General features: G+C 44.5%; 13 protein-coding genes. 7 read left to right on the top strand and 6 right to left on the bottom strand.

Annotated features, from left to right (window positions below; genetic code table 11):
* Window positions 1-257: 257 nt before the first annotated feature.
* Complete coding sequence (gene dtd / locus QM830_RS07480; protein ID WP_414326290.1) at window positions 258-701, top strand: D-aminoacyl-tRNA deacylase; 444 nt, start codon at window positions 258-260, stop codon at window positions 699-701.
* Between the two features lie 22 nt (window positions 702-723).
* Here the strand turns inward: dtd and QM830_RS07475 are convergent, their stop codons facing one another.
* Entirely contained in the window at window positions 724-1,377 is a 654-nt protein-coding gene (locus tag QM830_RS07475) for a metal-dependent transcriptional regulator (RefSeq protein ID WP_414326289.1), read from the bottom strand.
* Window positions 1,378-1,501: 124 nt separating this feature from the next.
* Here QM830_RS07475 and QM830_RS07470 point away from each other — a divergent pair, with 124 nt between their 5' ends.
* Complete coding sequence (locus QM830_RS07470) at window positions 1,502-2,527, top strand: DUF3114 domain-containing protein (protein ID WP_414326287.1); 1,026 nt, start codon at window positions 1,502-1,504, stop codon at window positions 2,525-2,527.
* A 108-nt stretch (window positions 2,528-2,635) separates the two neighbouring features.
* Here QM830_RS07470 and tpx read toward each other — a convergent pair whose 3' ends face one another.
* The 4 genes from tpx to QM830_RS07450 all read right to left on the bottom strand — a co-directional run bounded on the left by tpx (window position 2,636) and on the right by QM830_RS07450 (window position 5,723).
* The gene (gene tpx / locus QM830_RS07465; protein WP_023027611.1) at window positions 2,636-3,130 is read right to left on the bottom strand and encodes a thiol peroxidase; all 495 of its coding nucleotides are present in this window, start codon (window positions 3,128-3,130) and stop codon (window positions 2,636-2,638) included.
* A gap of 87 nt (window positions 3,131-3,217) precedes the next feature.
* Window positions 3,218-4,150: a metal ABC transporter substrate-binding lipoprotein gene (locus QM830_RS07460; RefSeq protein WP_414326285.1), complete on the bottom strand. Its 933-nt coding sequence runs from the start codon at window positions 4,148-4,150 to the stop codon at window positions 3,218-3,220.
* Between the two features lie 11 nt (window positions 4,151-4,161).
* Window positions 4,162-5,004: a metal ABC transporter permease subunit gene (locus tag QM830_RS07455; RefSeq protein WP_414326283.1), complete on the bottom strand. Its 843-nt coding sequence runs from the start codon at window positions 5,002-5,004 to the stop codon at window positions 4,162-4,164.
* A complete protein-coding gene (locus tag QM830_RS07450; protein ID WP_414326281.1) occupies window positions 5,001-5,723 on the bottom strand; it encodes a metal ABC transporter ATP-binding protein in 723 nt (240 codons plus the stop codon). The genes QM830_RS07455 and QM830_RS07450 overlap by 4 nt, the downstream gene beginning before the upstream one ends.
* Before the next feature lie 148 nt (window positions 5,724-5,871).
* Here QM830_RS07450 and QM830_RS07445 point away from each other — a divergent pair, with 148 nt between their 5' ends.
* Entirely contained in the window at window positions 5,872-7,767 is a 1,896-nt protein-coding gene (locus tag QM830_RS07445; RefSeq protein ID WP_414326280.1) for a M13 family metallopeptidase, read from the top strand.
* 271 nt (window positions 7,768-8,038) lie between these two features.
* Here QM830_RS07445 and QM830_RS07440 read toward each other — a convergent pair whose 3' ends face one another.
* Window positions 8,039-9,361 carry a DUF1958 domain-containing protein gene (locus QM830_RS07440; RefSeq protein WP_414326278.1) on the bottom strand — a complete coding sequence of 441 codons (1,323 nt, stop codon included), beginning with the start codon at window positions 9,359-9,361 and terminating at the stop codon, window positions 8,039-8,041.
* Between the two features lie 144 nt (window positions 9,362-9,505).
* Between QM830_RS07440 and QM830_RS07435 the strand changes: the two genes are divergently transcribed.
* From QM830_RS07435 to QM830_RS07420, 4 genes are all read left to right on the top strand, one after another.
* Window positions 9,506-11,482, top strand: coding sequence for a peptide ABC transporter substrate-binding protein (locus QM830_RS07435; protein ID WP_414326276.1), 1,977 nt, complete (start codon window positions 9,506-9,508; stop codon window positions 11,480-11,482).
* Window positions 11,483-11,605: 123 nt separating this feature from the next.
* Window positions 11,606-14,107 (top strand): leucine--tRNA ligase, encoded by a 2,502-nt coding sequence (leuS, locus tag QM830_RS07430; protein ID WP_414326274.1) that lies wholly within the window; start codon window positions 11,606-11,608, stop codon window positions 14,105-14,107.
* Window positions 14,108-14,420: 313 nt separating this feature from the next.
* On the top strand, window positions 14,421-14,870 hold the full coding sequence (locus QM830_RS07425) for a MarR family winged helix-turn-helix transcriptional regulator (protein ID WP_414326272.1): 450 nt from the start codon (window positions 14,421-14,423) through the stop codon (window positions 14,868-14,870).
* An 18-nt stretch (window positions 14,871-14,888) separates the two neighbouring features.
* On the top strand, window positions 14,889-15,734 hold the full coding sequence (locus tag QM830_RS07420) for an SDR family oxidoreductase (protein WP_414326270.1): 846 nt from the start codon (window positions 14,889-14,891) through the stop codon (window positions 15,732-15,734).
* Window position 15,735: the final 1 nt, after the last annotated feature.

Raw genomic sequence — 15,735 nt, 5'->3', positions numbered from 1 at the left:
TAGTTGCCTGCTTTTCACTGCCTTGTTTGAAGTCGATGTTCTTTGAAGATTGAGGAGCGTGGTCAGAACTCTTTTATTGCTTGGTAGCTCTCCTTGCCGTACTTCAGTGCTGTCTTCGTCTCGCTGCCTTGCCCTAAAAGCAACGGAACAGCCCCTGTTTTTCAAAATAGTTGCCTGCTTTTCATCGCCTTATTTGAAGTCGATGTTCTTTGAAGCTTAGTGGTGAGCCCAATAGATTGTATAAATAGGATAATAAGATGAAATTAGTAATTCAACGGGTCAAAAGGGCCTCGGTTTCTATTGACGGTCAAGTTTATAGTCAGATTCAAGAAGGACTTCTTCTCTTGGTGGGAGTGGGTCCTGAGGATGACCAAAAGGACCTGGAATACGCAGTACGAAAGGTCACGCAAATGCGAATTTTCTCGGATGAAGATGGGAAGATGAATTTATCTGTTAAGGATATTCAAGGAGAAATCCTCTCGATCTCTCAATTTACCCTCTTTGCCCAGACAAAAAAAGGCAATCGTCCAGCCTTTATTGGGGCAGCCAATCCAGAGATGGCCAGCCAGCTCTATGATGATTTTAATGATTTGTTGGAAAAGGAAGTCCCTGTCAAACGAGGGATCTTCGCTGCAGATATGGCAATTGAACTCATCAATGATGGCCCAGTGACCATCATCCTCGATACGAAAAATCCATAGAAAGAAAAAAACATGCCCTTCATCAAAGGGCATGTTTTTCTATGTAAAGTTGTTGGGCAATCAGGTGATTGATTTGGATGTCTTGGTCTTTGATCTGGAGCTGATAGAGGCCGGTGTAATCATCATAGCCTTTGAAGAGAATGTCATCTCCAATGGTCAGCTGGATCTGGTCTAAAAAATTCAGCAATTCAAAGCTATCCTGGACTCTTCGCAAACGATAGGTTCCCGGTTCGCTGACATCACTCAAACGGTCCTGGTAAGCCTCGATGAGAAGTTGTCCTTTGGGTGGAATTGTCCCACCGTGAGGACAGGTTTTAGGATTTCCAAGCATGTAATCAAGCTTGTCAATGAAATGTTCAGAAACGGTATGTTCGAGGACTTCTGCCTCTTCGTGGACTTCCTCGGTGGTATAGTCAAGGTTCTTCAGAAGGAATACTTCGATTAAGCGGTGCTTGCGGTAGAGATCAGAGACCAATTGCGAGCCTAGATCTGTTAGCAAATACCCACGAGACTTGTCCTTCACCAAGAGACCCTCAGAGATCATGCGCTTAATCATCTCGGTCACAGCGGGTGGAGAGACCTGCATGCGACTGGCAATTTCTTTATTACTGATTTTTTCTACTTCTGTGCCAATTTCGTAAATGCACTTGAGGTAATCTTCTTTGTTTGGTGTCATGCTTTCCTCTTTTCTTCGCTCACTTCTAGTATATCAAAAAAATCCTCAAAAACGCTAGCGGAGTAATGAGAATTGTCTCAAGCTCCAAAAGATGGTAGTATAGTAGCATAGAAAGGACGGCATTATGAACAGACAGGACTTGGCGAGACTAGGGTGGAGGGAGAATAGTTTAGCCTATTTAGAGAAATATTTGCAGGAATACAAAGATGTACAAGCCTACCAAGAACAATACCAGTCTGTCTTTTTCTTTGCTAGTCCTCTATTTCAAAAAATGTGGTTTCACGAACTTCAGAATATGGATGAAGCTGTTGCTCAAGACTTGCTGAGGGGAGTCATGAAAATTCTTCTCATGCCAAGTGACTTGTCTGGAACTTGTGAAGAGACAGCTTTTCTTCTAAGTAGAATGGCTCCAGCTTGCCCACCTCATTCACCTTTTTGGTCCTCTTTCTCAAGAGTGGTCCAAGTAGCTTTTGCTCAGGATCCATTAGCTAGCAAAGAGGGAGACCAGCTCTTAAAACGCCAGATCCACCAGTTCCGCTATTTGCTCTCTGCCTACCAGGCCCAGTGGATTCGGGAGCATTATGCCAGAGCGGGGCAGACGGATGAAGAAGCGCTACAAGCTTACTTGCAGGAGACAAAAGGGATCAAAATCGATGCTTATGCAGCGGCTCGTCTCCACAATAAGGTTTATGTGGATCAAGACGGCCAACTCGCCTTCCCATCTCGTGCTCAGGCCCAATTGAATTTTAAGGTCTTGCTCAACTTTCATACAGAGTATATCCTGGATCAGGGTGGCCAGTTTCTCAACGAAGTGGATCCGAATCAGATTTCTGAAAATGGCATTGTCAATGGAGCCAGTTTCAACTATGGCTTAGCTAGAGGACATACCCATAAGGACTTGGATATCGATCCCGTTAAACCGTGGGATCCAGCTTTTCGCAAGAAGGTCCTCTATCAGCAGGGGATTCGCTATCTAGCTCCGAAGAATGACCGCGGAGAGCAGGGCTATTGGAGCCGGAAGGGAACCTTTGCACAAGGTGGTAAGAGCTACAAGCAACAGGTAGCACGGCGCGTGCGGAGTTTCCTCAGAGGCATCCCACGCCTACGCTGGCGAGTCCTCCTCCAGAATGGACTCCATCGGATTTTATAGTAGTCCTCTTTCGGATTGAAGACAAAGGCCTCTTAGAAACTCACCTAAGGAAAGTCTCTGAACAGATTTTATAGATAAAGTAAAAAGAGGTCTAGACCTCTTTTTACTTTATCCAAGTGCTTTGACGGCTTCGATTGCAGCGTCGTAATTTGGTTCACTGTTGATGTTGTCGAGGTATTCAACGTATGTGACCTTGTTATCTGCATCTAGGACCAAGACAGCGCGTGCGAGCAAATGCCATTCATTGATCAAGAGGCCATAAGCCTTCCCAAAGGAATGGTCGAAGTAGTCTGAGAGCATGATGGCATTTTCGATCCCTTCAGCAGCACACCATTTGCCTTGAGCGAAAGGAAGGTCGACAGAGACGGTCAAGACCACAGTGTCTTCCATGTCAGAGAGGGCCTGGTTGAAGTGACGTGTTTGGGTGGAACAGATACCTGTGTCAATAGATGGGATCACGCTGAGGACTTTTTTCTTCCCGGCAAAATCAGCCAAAGATTTTTTCTCCAAGTTTGGTGTAGTCAGTGAAAAGTCGTGAGCAGTATCGCCAACTTGAAGTTGAGATCCAGTGAAGGTAACAGGGTTTCCTAAAAATGTTGTCATAGCAAAGACTCCTTTTTTCTTTTCATTGTACATCAATGAAGGGGGAAGAGCCACTGATTTGTTTGAGAATCTAATGAGTTTGAAACCTTATTTGTTCAAACCTTCTGCGATTTTCTCTAAATTCCATTTCATCATGCTGTAGTAGCTGTCGCCTTCTTCCCCTTCTTTAGCAATCGAGTCAGTAAAGATCTTTGCAAAGATAGGGATATTGGTATCCTTAGACACAGTTTTCATAGGACGCTCATCGACACTGGATTCGACAAAGAGGGACGGTACTTTGGTTTGACGCAATTTCTCCATCAGTGTTTTGATTTGTTCAGGTGTCCCTTCTTCTTCAGTGTTGATTTCCCAGATATAGGCAGATGGGACGCCGTAGGCTTTGGAGAAGTACTTGAAGCAGCCTTCACTGGTTACGATCATCTTCTTATCCTCTGGGATGTTCTTGAATGCTTGCTTGGCTTCTTGGTCTAGCTTACCGAGTTTTTCAGTATAGGCTGCTAGATTTTTTTCGTAGAAGTCCTTGTTTTTTGGATCTTTGGCGATCAATTGTTTGGCAATGTTTTTAGCGTAGATGATTCCATTTTCGAGATTGAGCCAAGCGTGAGGGTCTTCTTTTCCAGCTTGGTTTTGGCCTTCCAGATAGATGATCTCTACGCCATCGCTAGCAGCGAAATAATCCTTGTTTTCTACTTTATTGGCATTTTTGACCAATTTAGTAAACCAAGCATTACCACCCGTTTCGAGGTTGATCCCATTGTAGAAGATCAGGTCTGCTTGTGAAGTTTTTTTGACATCTTCTGGGAGTGGTTCGTACTCGTGGGGATCTTGACCGACAGGGACAATACTGTGTAGCTCGATTTTATCCCCCGCGATATTTTTGGTCATATCGGCAAGGATGGAGTTGGTGGTAACCACCTTCAATTTATCGGATGAGGACTTGGAAGAAGAGTCTTTGCTACAGGCCATAAGACCAAATAAGAGTGCCACAAAGAGGGCGAGGACAGAAGTGATTTTTTTCATGTGTTTCTCCTTTAATGAGGCGAAAGAGCGTGCTTGTTCTTTCTCTGCTTAGGAGCGATAAAGAAGCTGATGAGAAAGAATATTGCAGAAGTGAGGACAATACAAGACCCAACGGCGATGTTGAAGCTATAGCCAATAAAGAGTCCCAGGATGGATGCAAGAGCACCTAATCCCGATGAAAGGAGCATCATGGACCAGAGGCTATTGGCATAGAGATAGGCTGTCGCAGCGGGTGTGATGAGCATGGCGACGATGAGAATGGTCCCGACACTCTGCATAGCAGTGACAGAAACCAAGGTCAAGAGCACCATGAGGAGGTAGTGATAGATCTTGACCCGGACGCCCATGGATTGAGCCAGAACAGGATCAAAAGATGTGAGCAGTAAGGGACGAAAGAGCAGGCAAATCACCAGTAATACGGTTACCCCAACACCAATGGTCATCCACATATCCTGGTCTTGCACGGCCAAGATATTCCCAAAGAGGATGTGGAAGAGGTCGGTGGAACTTTTAGCGACTCCGATCAGAATGACTCCTAAGGCGAGGAAAGAAGAAAAGGTAATCCCAATCGCAGTGTCGCTCTTGATGATGGAGTTGCTCTTGATATAGGTGATCAGGATGGAAGCTAAAAGCCCGAAGGCAATGGCGCCAATAAAGAAATTGATGCCCAGGATAAAGGAAAGGGCCACACCTGGAAGGACCGCGTGTGAGATGGCATCTCCCATGAGAGACATGCCTCGCAAAATAATGAAGCATCCGACAGCGCCAGCGACGATCCCGATGGCAATAGCTGTAATGAGAGCGTTTTGGAGGAAATGAAATTGTTGTAATCCATCGATAAATTCTGCAATCATCTGATTTCACCTCCTATAAAAAGTTCATGACCGTAGGCTGCGTGAAGATTCTCTTTGGTAAAGGTTTCCTCTGTTTTCCCAAAAGCAATCAGTTTGCGATGAAGGAGCAGGATCTGGTCAAAATAAGCTGGGACCTTGCTCAGATCGTGATGGACAATCAGGATGGTCTTGCCTTCCTTTTTCAAGGTTTGGAGTGTCTGCATGATGATGTCTTCGCTAACGGAGTCAATCCCAGCAAAGGGCTCATCCAAAAAGATGACCTCTGCTTCTTGAACCAAGCAGCGGGCGATTAGGACCCGTTGGAATTGCCCTCCTGAAAGTTGGCCAATCTGGCGATCCGCTAGATCAAGAAGATTGACAAGTTTCAAGGCATTTTCCACTTTTTTCAGATCCTCTTTGCTTTTTCGCTTGAAGATCGAAAGATGGGGATAGAGTCCTAGTGAGACACACTCCCGCACCGTGATGGGGAAGTGGAAATCAATAGCTGTCTTTTGTTCGACGTAGGCCACTCGTTGAAGAGCTTGGCCGATATCTTTTTGATTGAGCAGGACCTTTCCCGAATGAGGGAGAAGTCCTAGCATGGCCTTGATCAGGGTTGATTTTCCAGCTCCGTTGGGTCCAAGAATGCCTAGGATGGTTGGACCCTGGATGGTGAGGGAAAGATCCTCCAAGGCCAGTGTTTGCTGGTAAGCAACACTTAGATGTTCAATTTGAATCATGATTTTTCTCCTTTAACATTAATATACATGAATGAAAAAATTAAGTCAAGTTAATTTTTGAAATAATTTAGATTAACTCGCTTGTAATCATTGAAAAATAGACCTATTTTTGATAAGGTTAATAGAAAAGAATGAAAGTGAGAAGATCATGGTACGTTTACAAGATGATTTTTATGATTATGTCAATGGGAAATGGGCTGAGGCAGCTGTGGTTCCAGATGACAAACCGTCAACCGGTGGTTTTATGGACTTGATCCAAGATATCGAAAACTTGATGTTGGATATTACCGGAAAATGGCAAAGAGGAGAAGAATTGCCAGAAGACAGTATTCTGCAAAATTTTGTCAAATACCACAAAATGGTGGCAGATTTTGATGCACGGGAAGTAGCTGGTGTTGCCCCAGTCATGCCCCTGATCAACGAAATCAAGGCCTTATCTTCCTTTGAAGACTATACCAGCAAGTTGGGTACCTATGAGCTAGCTGGCAAACCAAATCTCATGCCATTTAGCGTGTCACCAGACTTTATGAATGCCCAAATGAATGTCTTGTGGGGAGAAGCGCCGGCTCATATCTTGCCAGATACGACCTACTATGAAGAAGGTAACGAAAAAGGCCCAGAATTACTGGCTATCTGGCGCCAAATGATGGAAAAACTTTTACCTAAATTTGAATTCTCAGAGGCAGAAATCAAAGATATCCTGGATAAGGTCATTGCGTCGGATGCAGAATTGGCCAAATATATCTTGTCAAATGAAGAAAGATCCGAGTACAATAAACTCTACCATCCTTATGAGTGGGCAGATTTCAAGGCCTTGGTTCCAGAATTGCCACTCGATACTTTCTTTACAGAAGTGATCGGACAAACTCCGGATAAAATCATCGTTCCAGAAGAGCGTTTCTGGAAGGAATTCGCACCAACATTCTATTCAGCAGCCAACTGGGAAACTATTCATGCAAGATTGAAACTCAGTGCAGCCGTAGATTGGACTTTATTCTTGACCGAAGAAATCCGTGTCTTGGCTGGTGAATATGGTCGTACGATTGCAGGTATTCCAGAACCTCGTCCAAAAGAAAAGGCGGCCTTGTCATTAGCAGAAGTACCATATAGCCAAGCGCTTGGACTCTGGTATGCGGGTGAAAAATTCTCACCAGAAGCGAAAGCAGACGTAGAGCATAAAGTAGCGACCATGATTGAGGTCTACAAGGATCGTCTTGAAAAAGCAGACTGGCTCGCTCCTGAAACTCGCGAAAAAGCTATTGTCAAGCTCAATGTCATCACACCGCATATCGGCTACCCTGAAAAATTACCAGAAACATACGCCAAGAAGATCATCGACGAGAGCAAGACCTTGGTGGAAAATGCTCAAGCCCTTTACGAAATTTCCATTGCCCATACTTGGAGCAAGTGGAACCAACCAGTTGATCGGAGCGAATGGCATATGCCAGCTAATATGGTCAATGCTTACTATGATCCGCAACAAAACCAAATTGTCTTCCCAGCAGCGATTTTACAAGCACCTTTCTATGACCTTCACCAATCATCATCAGCCAACTACGGCGGAATCGGTGCGGTCATTGCCCATGAAATCTCCCACGCCTTTGACACCAATGGTGCTTCCTTTGACGAGCACGGTAGCTTGAAAGACTGGTGGAAGCCAGAAGATTACGAAGCCTTTACCGCTCGCACGCAAAAGGTCATCGATCAGTTTGAAGGGCAAGACTCTTATGGTGCTAAGATTAACGGGAAATTGACCGTTTCTGAAAACGTGGCAGATCTAGGAGGAATTGCTGCAGCCCTTGAAGCCGCTAAGAAAGAAGCAGACTTCTCAGCAGAAGAATTCTTCACCAACTTTGCTCGCATCTGGCGCATGAAAGCTCGGACAGAGTACATGCAACTCCTCGCAAGTGTTGATGTCCACGCACCAGGAAAACTCCGTACCAATGTTCAATTGCCAAACTTTGACGAATTCTTTGAAACCTTTGATGTCAAAGAAGGAGATGGCATGTGGAGAAAACCAGAAGATCGTGTGATTATTTGGTAATGTAAGATAAGAGAGACGATTCGGTTTACCGAAACTTCCTGCAGAAAAATAGGAAATCAATGCCGCATTCCATGAATGCCAGTTGATTTATCTTTTTTCCAAAGGAAGTAGTCTCGACTTCAGTTAAAAACTATTCGAGAATGAAAGTGACTGATTACATGATCAGAGTTGTGAGGATGATATGGAAACCTAGGTTCCCATATCATCTTGTCTGCATTATAAAAGAGTTGAGACTGTTTTTCTGTCTCAACTCTTTTTCATATTAGAATCATTAGTTTCTTCTTTTTGGATCGGTTTGTTTAAAGATCAGGTATAAGATTCCGGCTGGCAAGAAGCAGAAGAGCCACATGGCATCTAGTCCCTTCTGTTTACTGCTAGAGTTCGTTGCTTTAGAATCGCTTACGGCCATTCCCGCCTTAATGCTTGGAGATACCTGTTGCAAGCCGTTCTGGACGACCAGGCGGTTGTTTTCCAGTTTAATGGCTGGATTCGTGCCTTTCTTAACGGTAGCATAGAAGTCTTGCTTCAGTTGAATGGTCTTCCCGTCGATGGTGTGTTGGCCTGCAGAAAGGACTTTTTTATACTGGTAGTCCGCAAACATTTTCTCGGCTAAGGTATTTCCGATTTGATTGCGGTAGCTTTCGGCGATCTCGACATCGTAGTTTCCAACGCCTAGGATGACTTCGATAATCCGCTGTTTACCCCGTTTGGTTGTTGCGGTGTAGTTGTAGTCGGCAGTTGGGCTGGATCCTGTCTTAAGGCCATCTGTCCCCTTGAGGGAGAATTTTCCACCTTCGAGGGAAGTGTTGTAATTATCATAGCTTTGCTCGTAGGGGGTTCCTTCCATGATGGTGGTGTGGGCTTGCTTGGTGTATTCCAACATCTCTGGCAGATCGTTTACGATGTGATAAGCCAGAATAGACATGTCCCGCGCCGTAATTTCGTTGTTGGCATGGACATCATAGCGCTGTGGATTGTAGTGGCCCTGGAGCACCGAAATCATCGCTCCATTTGGATTGTGCCATCTGGTATTGGTCATTCCCATTTCTTGCGCGTACTGATTCATTAGATCCAAAAACTTATCGGGATCATTGTCAGTGACAGCGTTGGCGAGCATAATTACAGCTGCGCTGGAAGAGGGAACAAAGAGCATCTTGATCAATTCCGATACTTTGTAGTCTACGCCAGCCACAATCGGTGAGTTGCTTAACAGATTGTTTTCCGAAATGGCTTGGTCCGACGCAGTTGCTGTAACCACGGTATCGTACTTGATCTTGCCTTCTTTGAGGGCCCGAAAGACCACATAGGCACTCATGAGCTTGGCCATGCTACCTGAGTCCCGGACCGTGTCGATATTGTCTCCGTACAAAATGGCTCCAGTATTGGCATCGATGACGATATCGGCCTTAGGCTTGTAAAAATCATCCAATACCAGTCCAGCATCGGCTGCGATTTTCATGACATCTTCTTGTTGGTAGAGATCGTCCGCAAAAGCAGTAGAGATAGGGCCTAATGTCAAGACTCCTACAAGGAGGGACAAGAGGCAGTGTTTTAGTCGTTTGTGTAAATGTCTCTCGTTATTCATAAATTCCATTATATCATACAGGTCAGGGATTAAAACGGAAAAAATTCTAGAAAAAGAAGAAAGAGAATAATTTCGCAGTAAAAGCGTTTACATTTCCCTAGAAAGTGCTATAATTTAAATTGAGTATAACATTTTTACAATGAGGTGAATCATATGAACAAAGGGAAGGTACTCTTAGCGACCAGCGCTCTGCTTTTATCAGCTGGTGTCCTAGTGGCTTGCTCAGGTGGAAAATCTGGAAGTTCTGGCGAACAGACGTTTAGCTATGTCTATACCACGGATCCAGATACTCTTGACTATTCGATTTCCAATAAAAAATCGACTTCCGAGTTTACAGGAAATGCGGTAGATGGCTTATTGGAAGTGGACAAGTATGGGAATTTGATCCCATCGCTTGCTAAAGACTGGGCTGTTTCCAAGGACGGTTTGACCTATACCTATAAACTCCGCGAAGGGGTCAAATGGATGACTTCTGAAGGGGAAGAATATGGGGAAGTCAAGGCGCAAGACTTTGTGACAGGTCTTCAGCACGCGGCGGATAAGAAATCTTCGGCCCTCTATCTCGTCCAAAAATCTGTCAAAGGCTTGGATGATTATGTCTCAGGAAAAACCAAAGACTTCTCAACGGTTGGTATCAAAGCCATTGATGATTATACCGTTCAATATACCTTGAGCCAGCCTGAAAGCTTCTGGAATTCTAAGACCACGATGGGGATCCTGATGCCGGTCAACGAAGAATTCTTGAAATCCAAGGGAGATGATTACGGTCAAGGAACCTCTCCGTCTAGTATCCTCTACTGCGGACCTTATTTGATCAAATCCATCACTTCGAAATCTTCTGCGATATTAGAAAAAAATCCAACCTACTGGGATGCGGAAAATGTCAAGATCAGTAAAGTCAAACTGACCTATTATGATGGTCAAGACTCCGAGTCTCTGATCCGTGGATTTGATAACGGTGACTATACAGTTGCCCGTGTTTTCCCAAATGGTTCCAACTATAAGAGTGTAGAGAAGAAGCATAAGGACGACATCGTCTATACTGACCAAGGTTCCTCGACCTATAACCTTTCCTTCAACATTGACCGTCAGGCCTATGAAATCACAAAGAAGACCACGGATGCTCAAAAGGCCTCTACCAAGAAAGCAATCTTGAACAAGGACTTCCGTCAAGCTATTATGTTTGCCTTCAACCGCAAGGCTTATGTAGCGCAAACTAACGGGGAAGCGGGTGCCAATAAGGTGATCCGTAATACCTTTACGCCACCAAACTTTGTCCAAATCGATGGCAAACAATTTGGGGATGCAGTAGAAAAAGACTTAGAAGCTTATGGGGATGAATGGAAAGGGGTCTCTGTCGCAGATGGAAAAGACACCCTCTACAATCCAAGCAAGGCCAAAGAAGAGTTTGCCAAAGCTAAGGCAGACTTGCAGGCTCAAGGAGTTGAATTCCCAATTCATTTAGACCTTCCAACTTCTTCGACTTATACGGAAGGAATCAAACAAGCCCAATCCTTCAAACAGTCGATTGAATCTACATTGGGAGCAGAAAATGTTGTCATCGATCTGAATATGGTTTCTGAGGATGATCTTCAACGAGTGACTTACTTTGCTGAAAATGCTTCCCAACAAGACTGGGATCTAAACAATAACTTGGGCTGGGGACCAGACTATACGGACCCATCTTCTTACATCGACATCACCAGTGGTAAATCTGGTGAAAATGCCAATTCTTACTTTGGATTCGATGCTGGTACGGATAATGCGGCCGCAAAAGCAGCCGGCTTTGATGAGTACGATCAATTAATTGAAGACGCTCAAAAAGAAAACACAGATGTCAACAAGCGTTATGAAAAATATGCTGCGGCTCAAGCTTGGTTGACCGATAGTGCCCTCTTGATTCCGATTCATTCGGATGGAGCTTCTCCAGTCGTTCGTAAGACTGTACCATACTCTGCAGCCTTTGCTTGGACCGGCCACAAGGGTCAAACCTTTAACTATAAGTATTTAGAAGTTCAAGACAAGGTCGTAGCGGCGAAAGACTACGAAAAAGCGCGTGAACAATGGAAGAAAGAAAAAGAAAAATCCAATAAAAAAGCGCAAAAAGAACTTGAAAAGCATGTGAAATAGACTTTTCTTAGCGAAAACAGGATGGACAGGTCCCGTATGGGACCTGTCTTTTTCTTTGTCTGATCCTTTAAAAATCCCCTAAAAATGGTATAATAGGAGCATCACGAAAATTGGAGAGACGCTATGAGTTTTTACGATCATAAAGAAATCGAGCCTAAGTGGCAAAAATACTGGGCTGACCATCATACTTTTAAGACAGGAACAGATGCTTCAAAACCGAAGTTTTATGCATTGGACATGTTCCCTTACCCATCTGGAGCGGGTCTACACGTAGGACACCCAGAAGGCTACACAGCGACCGATATCCTCAGCCGTTTCAAACGTGCACAAGGCTACAACGTCCTTCACCCAATGGGATGGGATGCTTTTGGTTTGCCTGCAGAGCAATATGCGATGGATACAGGGAATGACCCAGCGGAATTTACAGCGGAAAACATTGCTAACTTCAAACGTCAAATCAATGCGCTTGGATTCTCTTACGACTGGGACCGTGAAGTCAATACGACAGATCCGAACTACTACAAGTGGACGCAATGGATTTTCACCAAGCTTTACGAAAAAGGCTTGGCCTATGAAGCGGAAGTGCCAGTAAACTGGGTTGAGGAACTCGGAACAGCTATCGCCAACGAAGAAGTCCTTCCTGACGGAACTTCTGAGCGTGGAGGCTATCCAGTTGTCCGCAAACCAATGCGCCAATGGATGCTTAAAATCACGGCCTATGCAGAGCGCTTGCTCAACGATTTGGATGACCTAGATTGGCCAGAGTCTATCAAGGACATGCAACGCAACTGGATTGGGAAATCAACTGGTGCCAATGTCACTTTTAAAGTGAAAGGGACTGATAAGGAATTCACCGTCTTTACCACTCGTCCTGATACCCTTTTTGGGGCGACCTTCACTGTTTTGGCGCCTGAGCATGACTTGGTAGATGCTATCACAAGTCCTGAACAAGCTGAGGCTGTAGCTGATTACAAACAACAAGCTAGCCTCAAATCAGACTTGGCTCGTACTGACCTTGCCAAGGAAAAAACAGGGGTTTGGACGGGTGCTTATGCTATCAACCCTGTCAATGGCAAAGAAATTCCAATCTGGATTGCGGACTATGTTCTTTCTAGCTATGGAACAGGTGCTGTTATGGCCGTACCTGCCCACGACCAACGTGACTGGGAATTTGCTAAACAATTCGGCCTTCCAATCGTAGAAGTGCTGGAAGGTGGAAACGTAGCAGAAGCTGCCTACACAGAAGATGGCCTTCACGTCAACTCTGACTTCTTGAACGGGCTTAACAAAGAAGAAGCGATTGCTAAAATTGTGACTTGGTTGGAAGAAAAAGGTTGTGGTCAAGAGAAGGTGACTTACCGCCTTCGTGACTGGCTCTTTAGCCGTCAACGTTACTGGGGTGAGCCAATCCCAATTATTCATTGGGAAGATGGAACTTCAACAGCTGTTCCTGAAAATGAACTTCCACTTGTCTTGCCAGTGACTAAGGATATCCGCCCTTCAGGTACTGGTGAAAGCCCATTGGCTAACTTGACAGACTGGCTGGAAGTGACTCGTGAAGATGGCGTCAAAGGTCGTCGTGAGACCAATACCATGCCACAATGGGCAGGTTCAAGCTGGTACTACCTCCGCTATATCGATCCACACAATACTGAGAAATTGGCTGACCAGGATCTCCTCAAACAATGGTTACCAGTCGATATCTACGTGGGTGGGGCAGAACACGCCGTGCTCCACTTGCTTTACGCTCGTTTCTGGCATAAATTCCTTTATGATATCGGTGTTGTTCCAACCAAAGAACCATTCCAAAAACTCTTTAACCAAGGAATGATCTTGGGAACCAGCTACCGTGACCACCGTGGTGCTCTTGTGGCGACTGACAAGGTTGAAAAACGTGACGGTTCCTTCTTCCATGTGGAAACAGGGGAAGAATTGGAGCAAGCACCAGCTAAAATGTCGAAATCCCTCAAGAACGTGGTCAACCCAGACGATGTGGTGGAACAATACGGTGCAGATACCCTTCGTGTCTATGAAATGTTCATGGGACCACTCGATGCTTCTATCGCTTGGTCTGAAGAAGGCTTGGAAGGAAGCCGTAAATTCCTTGACCGTGTGTACCGTTTGATTACAAGTAAAGAAATCGTTGCAGACAACAATGGTGCTCTTGACAAGGTTTATAACGAAACCGTTAAGGCTGTCACAGAGCAAATCGAGTCGATGAAATTCAACACAGCCATTGCCCAACTCATGGTCTTTGTTAACGCTGCTAATAAGGAAGACAAACTCTATGCGGACTACGCCAAAGGATTTATCCAATTGATTGCCCCATTTGCCCCTCACTTGGCTGAAGAACTCTGGCAAACAGTCGCAGCAACAGGTGAGTCTATCTCTTACGTAGCTTGGCCAACATGGGACGAAAGCAAATTGGTTGAAGACGAAATTGAAATCGTCGTTCAAATCAAAGGAAAAGTCCGTGCTAAACTCATGGTCGCTAAAGATCTTTCACGCGAAGAATTGCAAGAAGTCGCTCTAGCTGATGACAAAGTCAAAGCAGAGATTGATGGCAAGGACATCGTGAAAGTGATTAGTGTACCTAACAAGCTTGTCAACATTGTTGTGAAATAAGAAATGAGTCCTTCGGAGCTAAGCTCTGGAGGATTTTTGTATAAAATCGAAAGAATCAGTTTTAAGATAGATGTTGATTGTCTTTACGATATTAAAAAAGCTTCGGTAGGAAGAAACTATCGAGGCTTTTTAATAAATTTCATTCTGCATGATAGTGAACAGATGTAAAACTCAGTGTTGTTTTACAAGGTGTTTAAATGTTGCTCTTCTTCCAAGGAAAATGGTATTTCGATATCGAAATAGTTGACAGATGTAATTAAAAATATTACAATAAACGATAGAAAGTTCGATATAGAAGAAAAAAGGAGACGAAATGGACAAGATGCAAGGGGGCTACCAAGCTTTACAAATACGCTTGTTAAATGGGCGTATCTTTCAAAAACTGCTGAGCAAGGAACCAGATGCCCAATACCGAAGTGAACAGGGGAAAATTTTAACAGTCTTATGGCAAAAAGAGCAAGGAAGGGCAACTGCAACAGATATCGCTCTTGCGACGGGTCTAGCCAATAATACATTGACCAGTATGGTTAAGAAATTGGAAGCACAAGGCTTGGTTACGATTCAACCTTGCACGCAGGATAAAAGGAGAAAATATATTTCTTTGACAGACCTCGGTTGGGCGCAAAAAGAAATTGGAGATCGTGTCAGCAAGGAACTGGGAGAGATTTTCTATCAAGGCTTTTCGGATCAAGAAATCCGAGAATTTGAGGAGTATCAAGAGCGCATTATCTCAAATCTAAAAGCTAAAGAGAATGACATCTAGGAAAAGGAAGTAGCAGTTATGATTGGTATTACAGGGGTAACAGGGAAATTAGGTTCTTATGTGGCTAATCTTGTCGATAAGAAGGGAATTGCTTCAGTCCATCTAGCACGAAGCCCAGAGCGTGCAAAACTCTATGCGTCAGCGGAAATTCGTAAAATAGTGTATGCCAATACACCAGAGGTGGTTGAGGCCTTGAAGGGAATCGATATCTTGTTGATGGTTTCTGCTCGGGAGAATCCAGAGCGTGTTAAGGAACACAAGGGCTTTTTAGATGCTGCAAAGCTAGCAGGAGTAGAGCATATTGTCTATACCTCCTTTTATGGGGCAGATGAGAAGGCAACGTTCACCTTGTCTCGAGATCATGCCCAGACGGAAGCCTATATCAAGGAGTTAGGGTTCACCTACACTTTTTTGAGAGATAATTTTTACTTGGACTTCCTGATTGATATGGCGCTTGAAAACGGAGAGATTCGTGGTCCGGCAGGCAGTGGTCTTGTGTCAGCTGTTGCCCGTAAGGACACATCTAGGGTTGCAGCAGAGATTCTTTTAAATCCTAAGGAGTGGGAAAATCAAACCTTGAATTTGACAGGGCCAGAGGATCTTTCCATGGAAGAAATCGTAGCGCTTCTCTCAAAAGAGACCGGTGACTCCATCGTGTATGTGGATGAATCAGTAGAAGAAGCCTATGAGTCACGTAAAAAATGGCCAGCACAAACTTGGGAGTACGATGCCTGGGTCAGCACCTATACAGCGATTAAAGCTGGGGAACAAGCTGGGGTTTCTACAGATGTCGAAAAAGTCCTAGGTCATCCAGCAAGTAGCCTATTGGATATTCTTAGAGACAGAAAACTCATTGAGGAATAAT

Source organism: Streptococcus sp. OMI750, from assembly GCF_047463895.1.
GTDB lineage: Bacteria > Bacillota > Bacilli > Lactobacillales > Streptococcaceae > Streptococcus.
This window is presented reverse-complemented; position numbering and strand designations above follow the sequence as displayed.

Bases quoted from the DNA above. Each gene is read 5' to 3' on its own strand.
- QM830_RS07440 (WP_414326278.1), bottom strand. From the start codon at position 9,361: ATGGAATTTATGAATAACGAGAGACATTTACACAAACGACTAAAACAC.
- QM830_RS07460 (WP_414326285.1), bottom strand. From the start codon at position 4,150: ATGAAAAAAATCACTTCTGTCCTCGCCCTCTTTGTGGCACTCTTATTT.
- QM830_RS07435 (WP_414326276.1), top strand. From the start codon at position 9,506: ATGAACAAAGGGAAGGTACTCTTAGCGACCAGCGCTCTGCTTTTATCA.
- QM830_RS07475 (WP_414326289.1), bottom strand. From the start codon at position 1,377: ATGACACCAAACAAAGAAGATTACCTCAAGTGCATTTACGAAATTGGC.
- QM830_RS07450 (WP_414326281.1), bottom strand. From the start codon at position 5,723: ATGATTCAAATTGAACATCTAAGTGTTGCTTACCAGCAAACACTGGCC.
- QM830_RS07445 (WP_414326280.1), top strand. From the start codon at position 5,872: ATGGTACGTTTACAAGATGATTTTTATGATTATGTCAATGGGAAATGG.
- QM830_RS07420 (WP_414326270.1), top strand. From the start codon at position 14,889: ATGATTGGTATTACAGGGGTAACAGGGAAATTAGGTTCTTATGTGGCT.
- QM830_RS07425 (WP_414326272.1), top strand. From the start codon at position 14,421: ATGGACAAGATGCAAGGGGGCTACCAAGCTTTACAAATACGCTTGTTA.
- tpx (WP_023027611.1), bottom strand. From the start codon at position 3,130: ATGACAACATTTTTAGGAAACCCTGTTACCTTCACTGGATCTCAACTT.
- leuS (WP_414326274.1), top strand. From the start codon at position 11,606: ATGAGTTTTTACGATCATAAAGAAATCGAGCCTAAGTGGCAAAAATAC.
- QM830_RS07455 (WP_414326283.1), bottom strand. From the start codon at position 5,004: ATGATTGCAGAATTTATCGATGGATTACAACAATTTCATTTCCTCCAA.
- QM830_RS07470 (WP_414326287.1), top strand. From the start codon at position 1,502: ATGAACAGACAGGACTTGGCGAGACTAGGGTGGAGGGAGAATAGTTTA.
- dtd (WP_414326290.1), top strand. From the start codon at position 258: ATGAAATTAGTAATTCAACGGGTCAAAAGGGCCTCGGTTTCTATTGAC.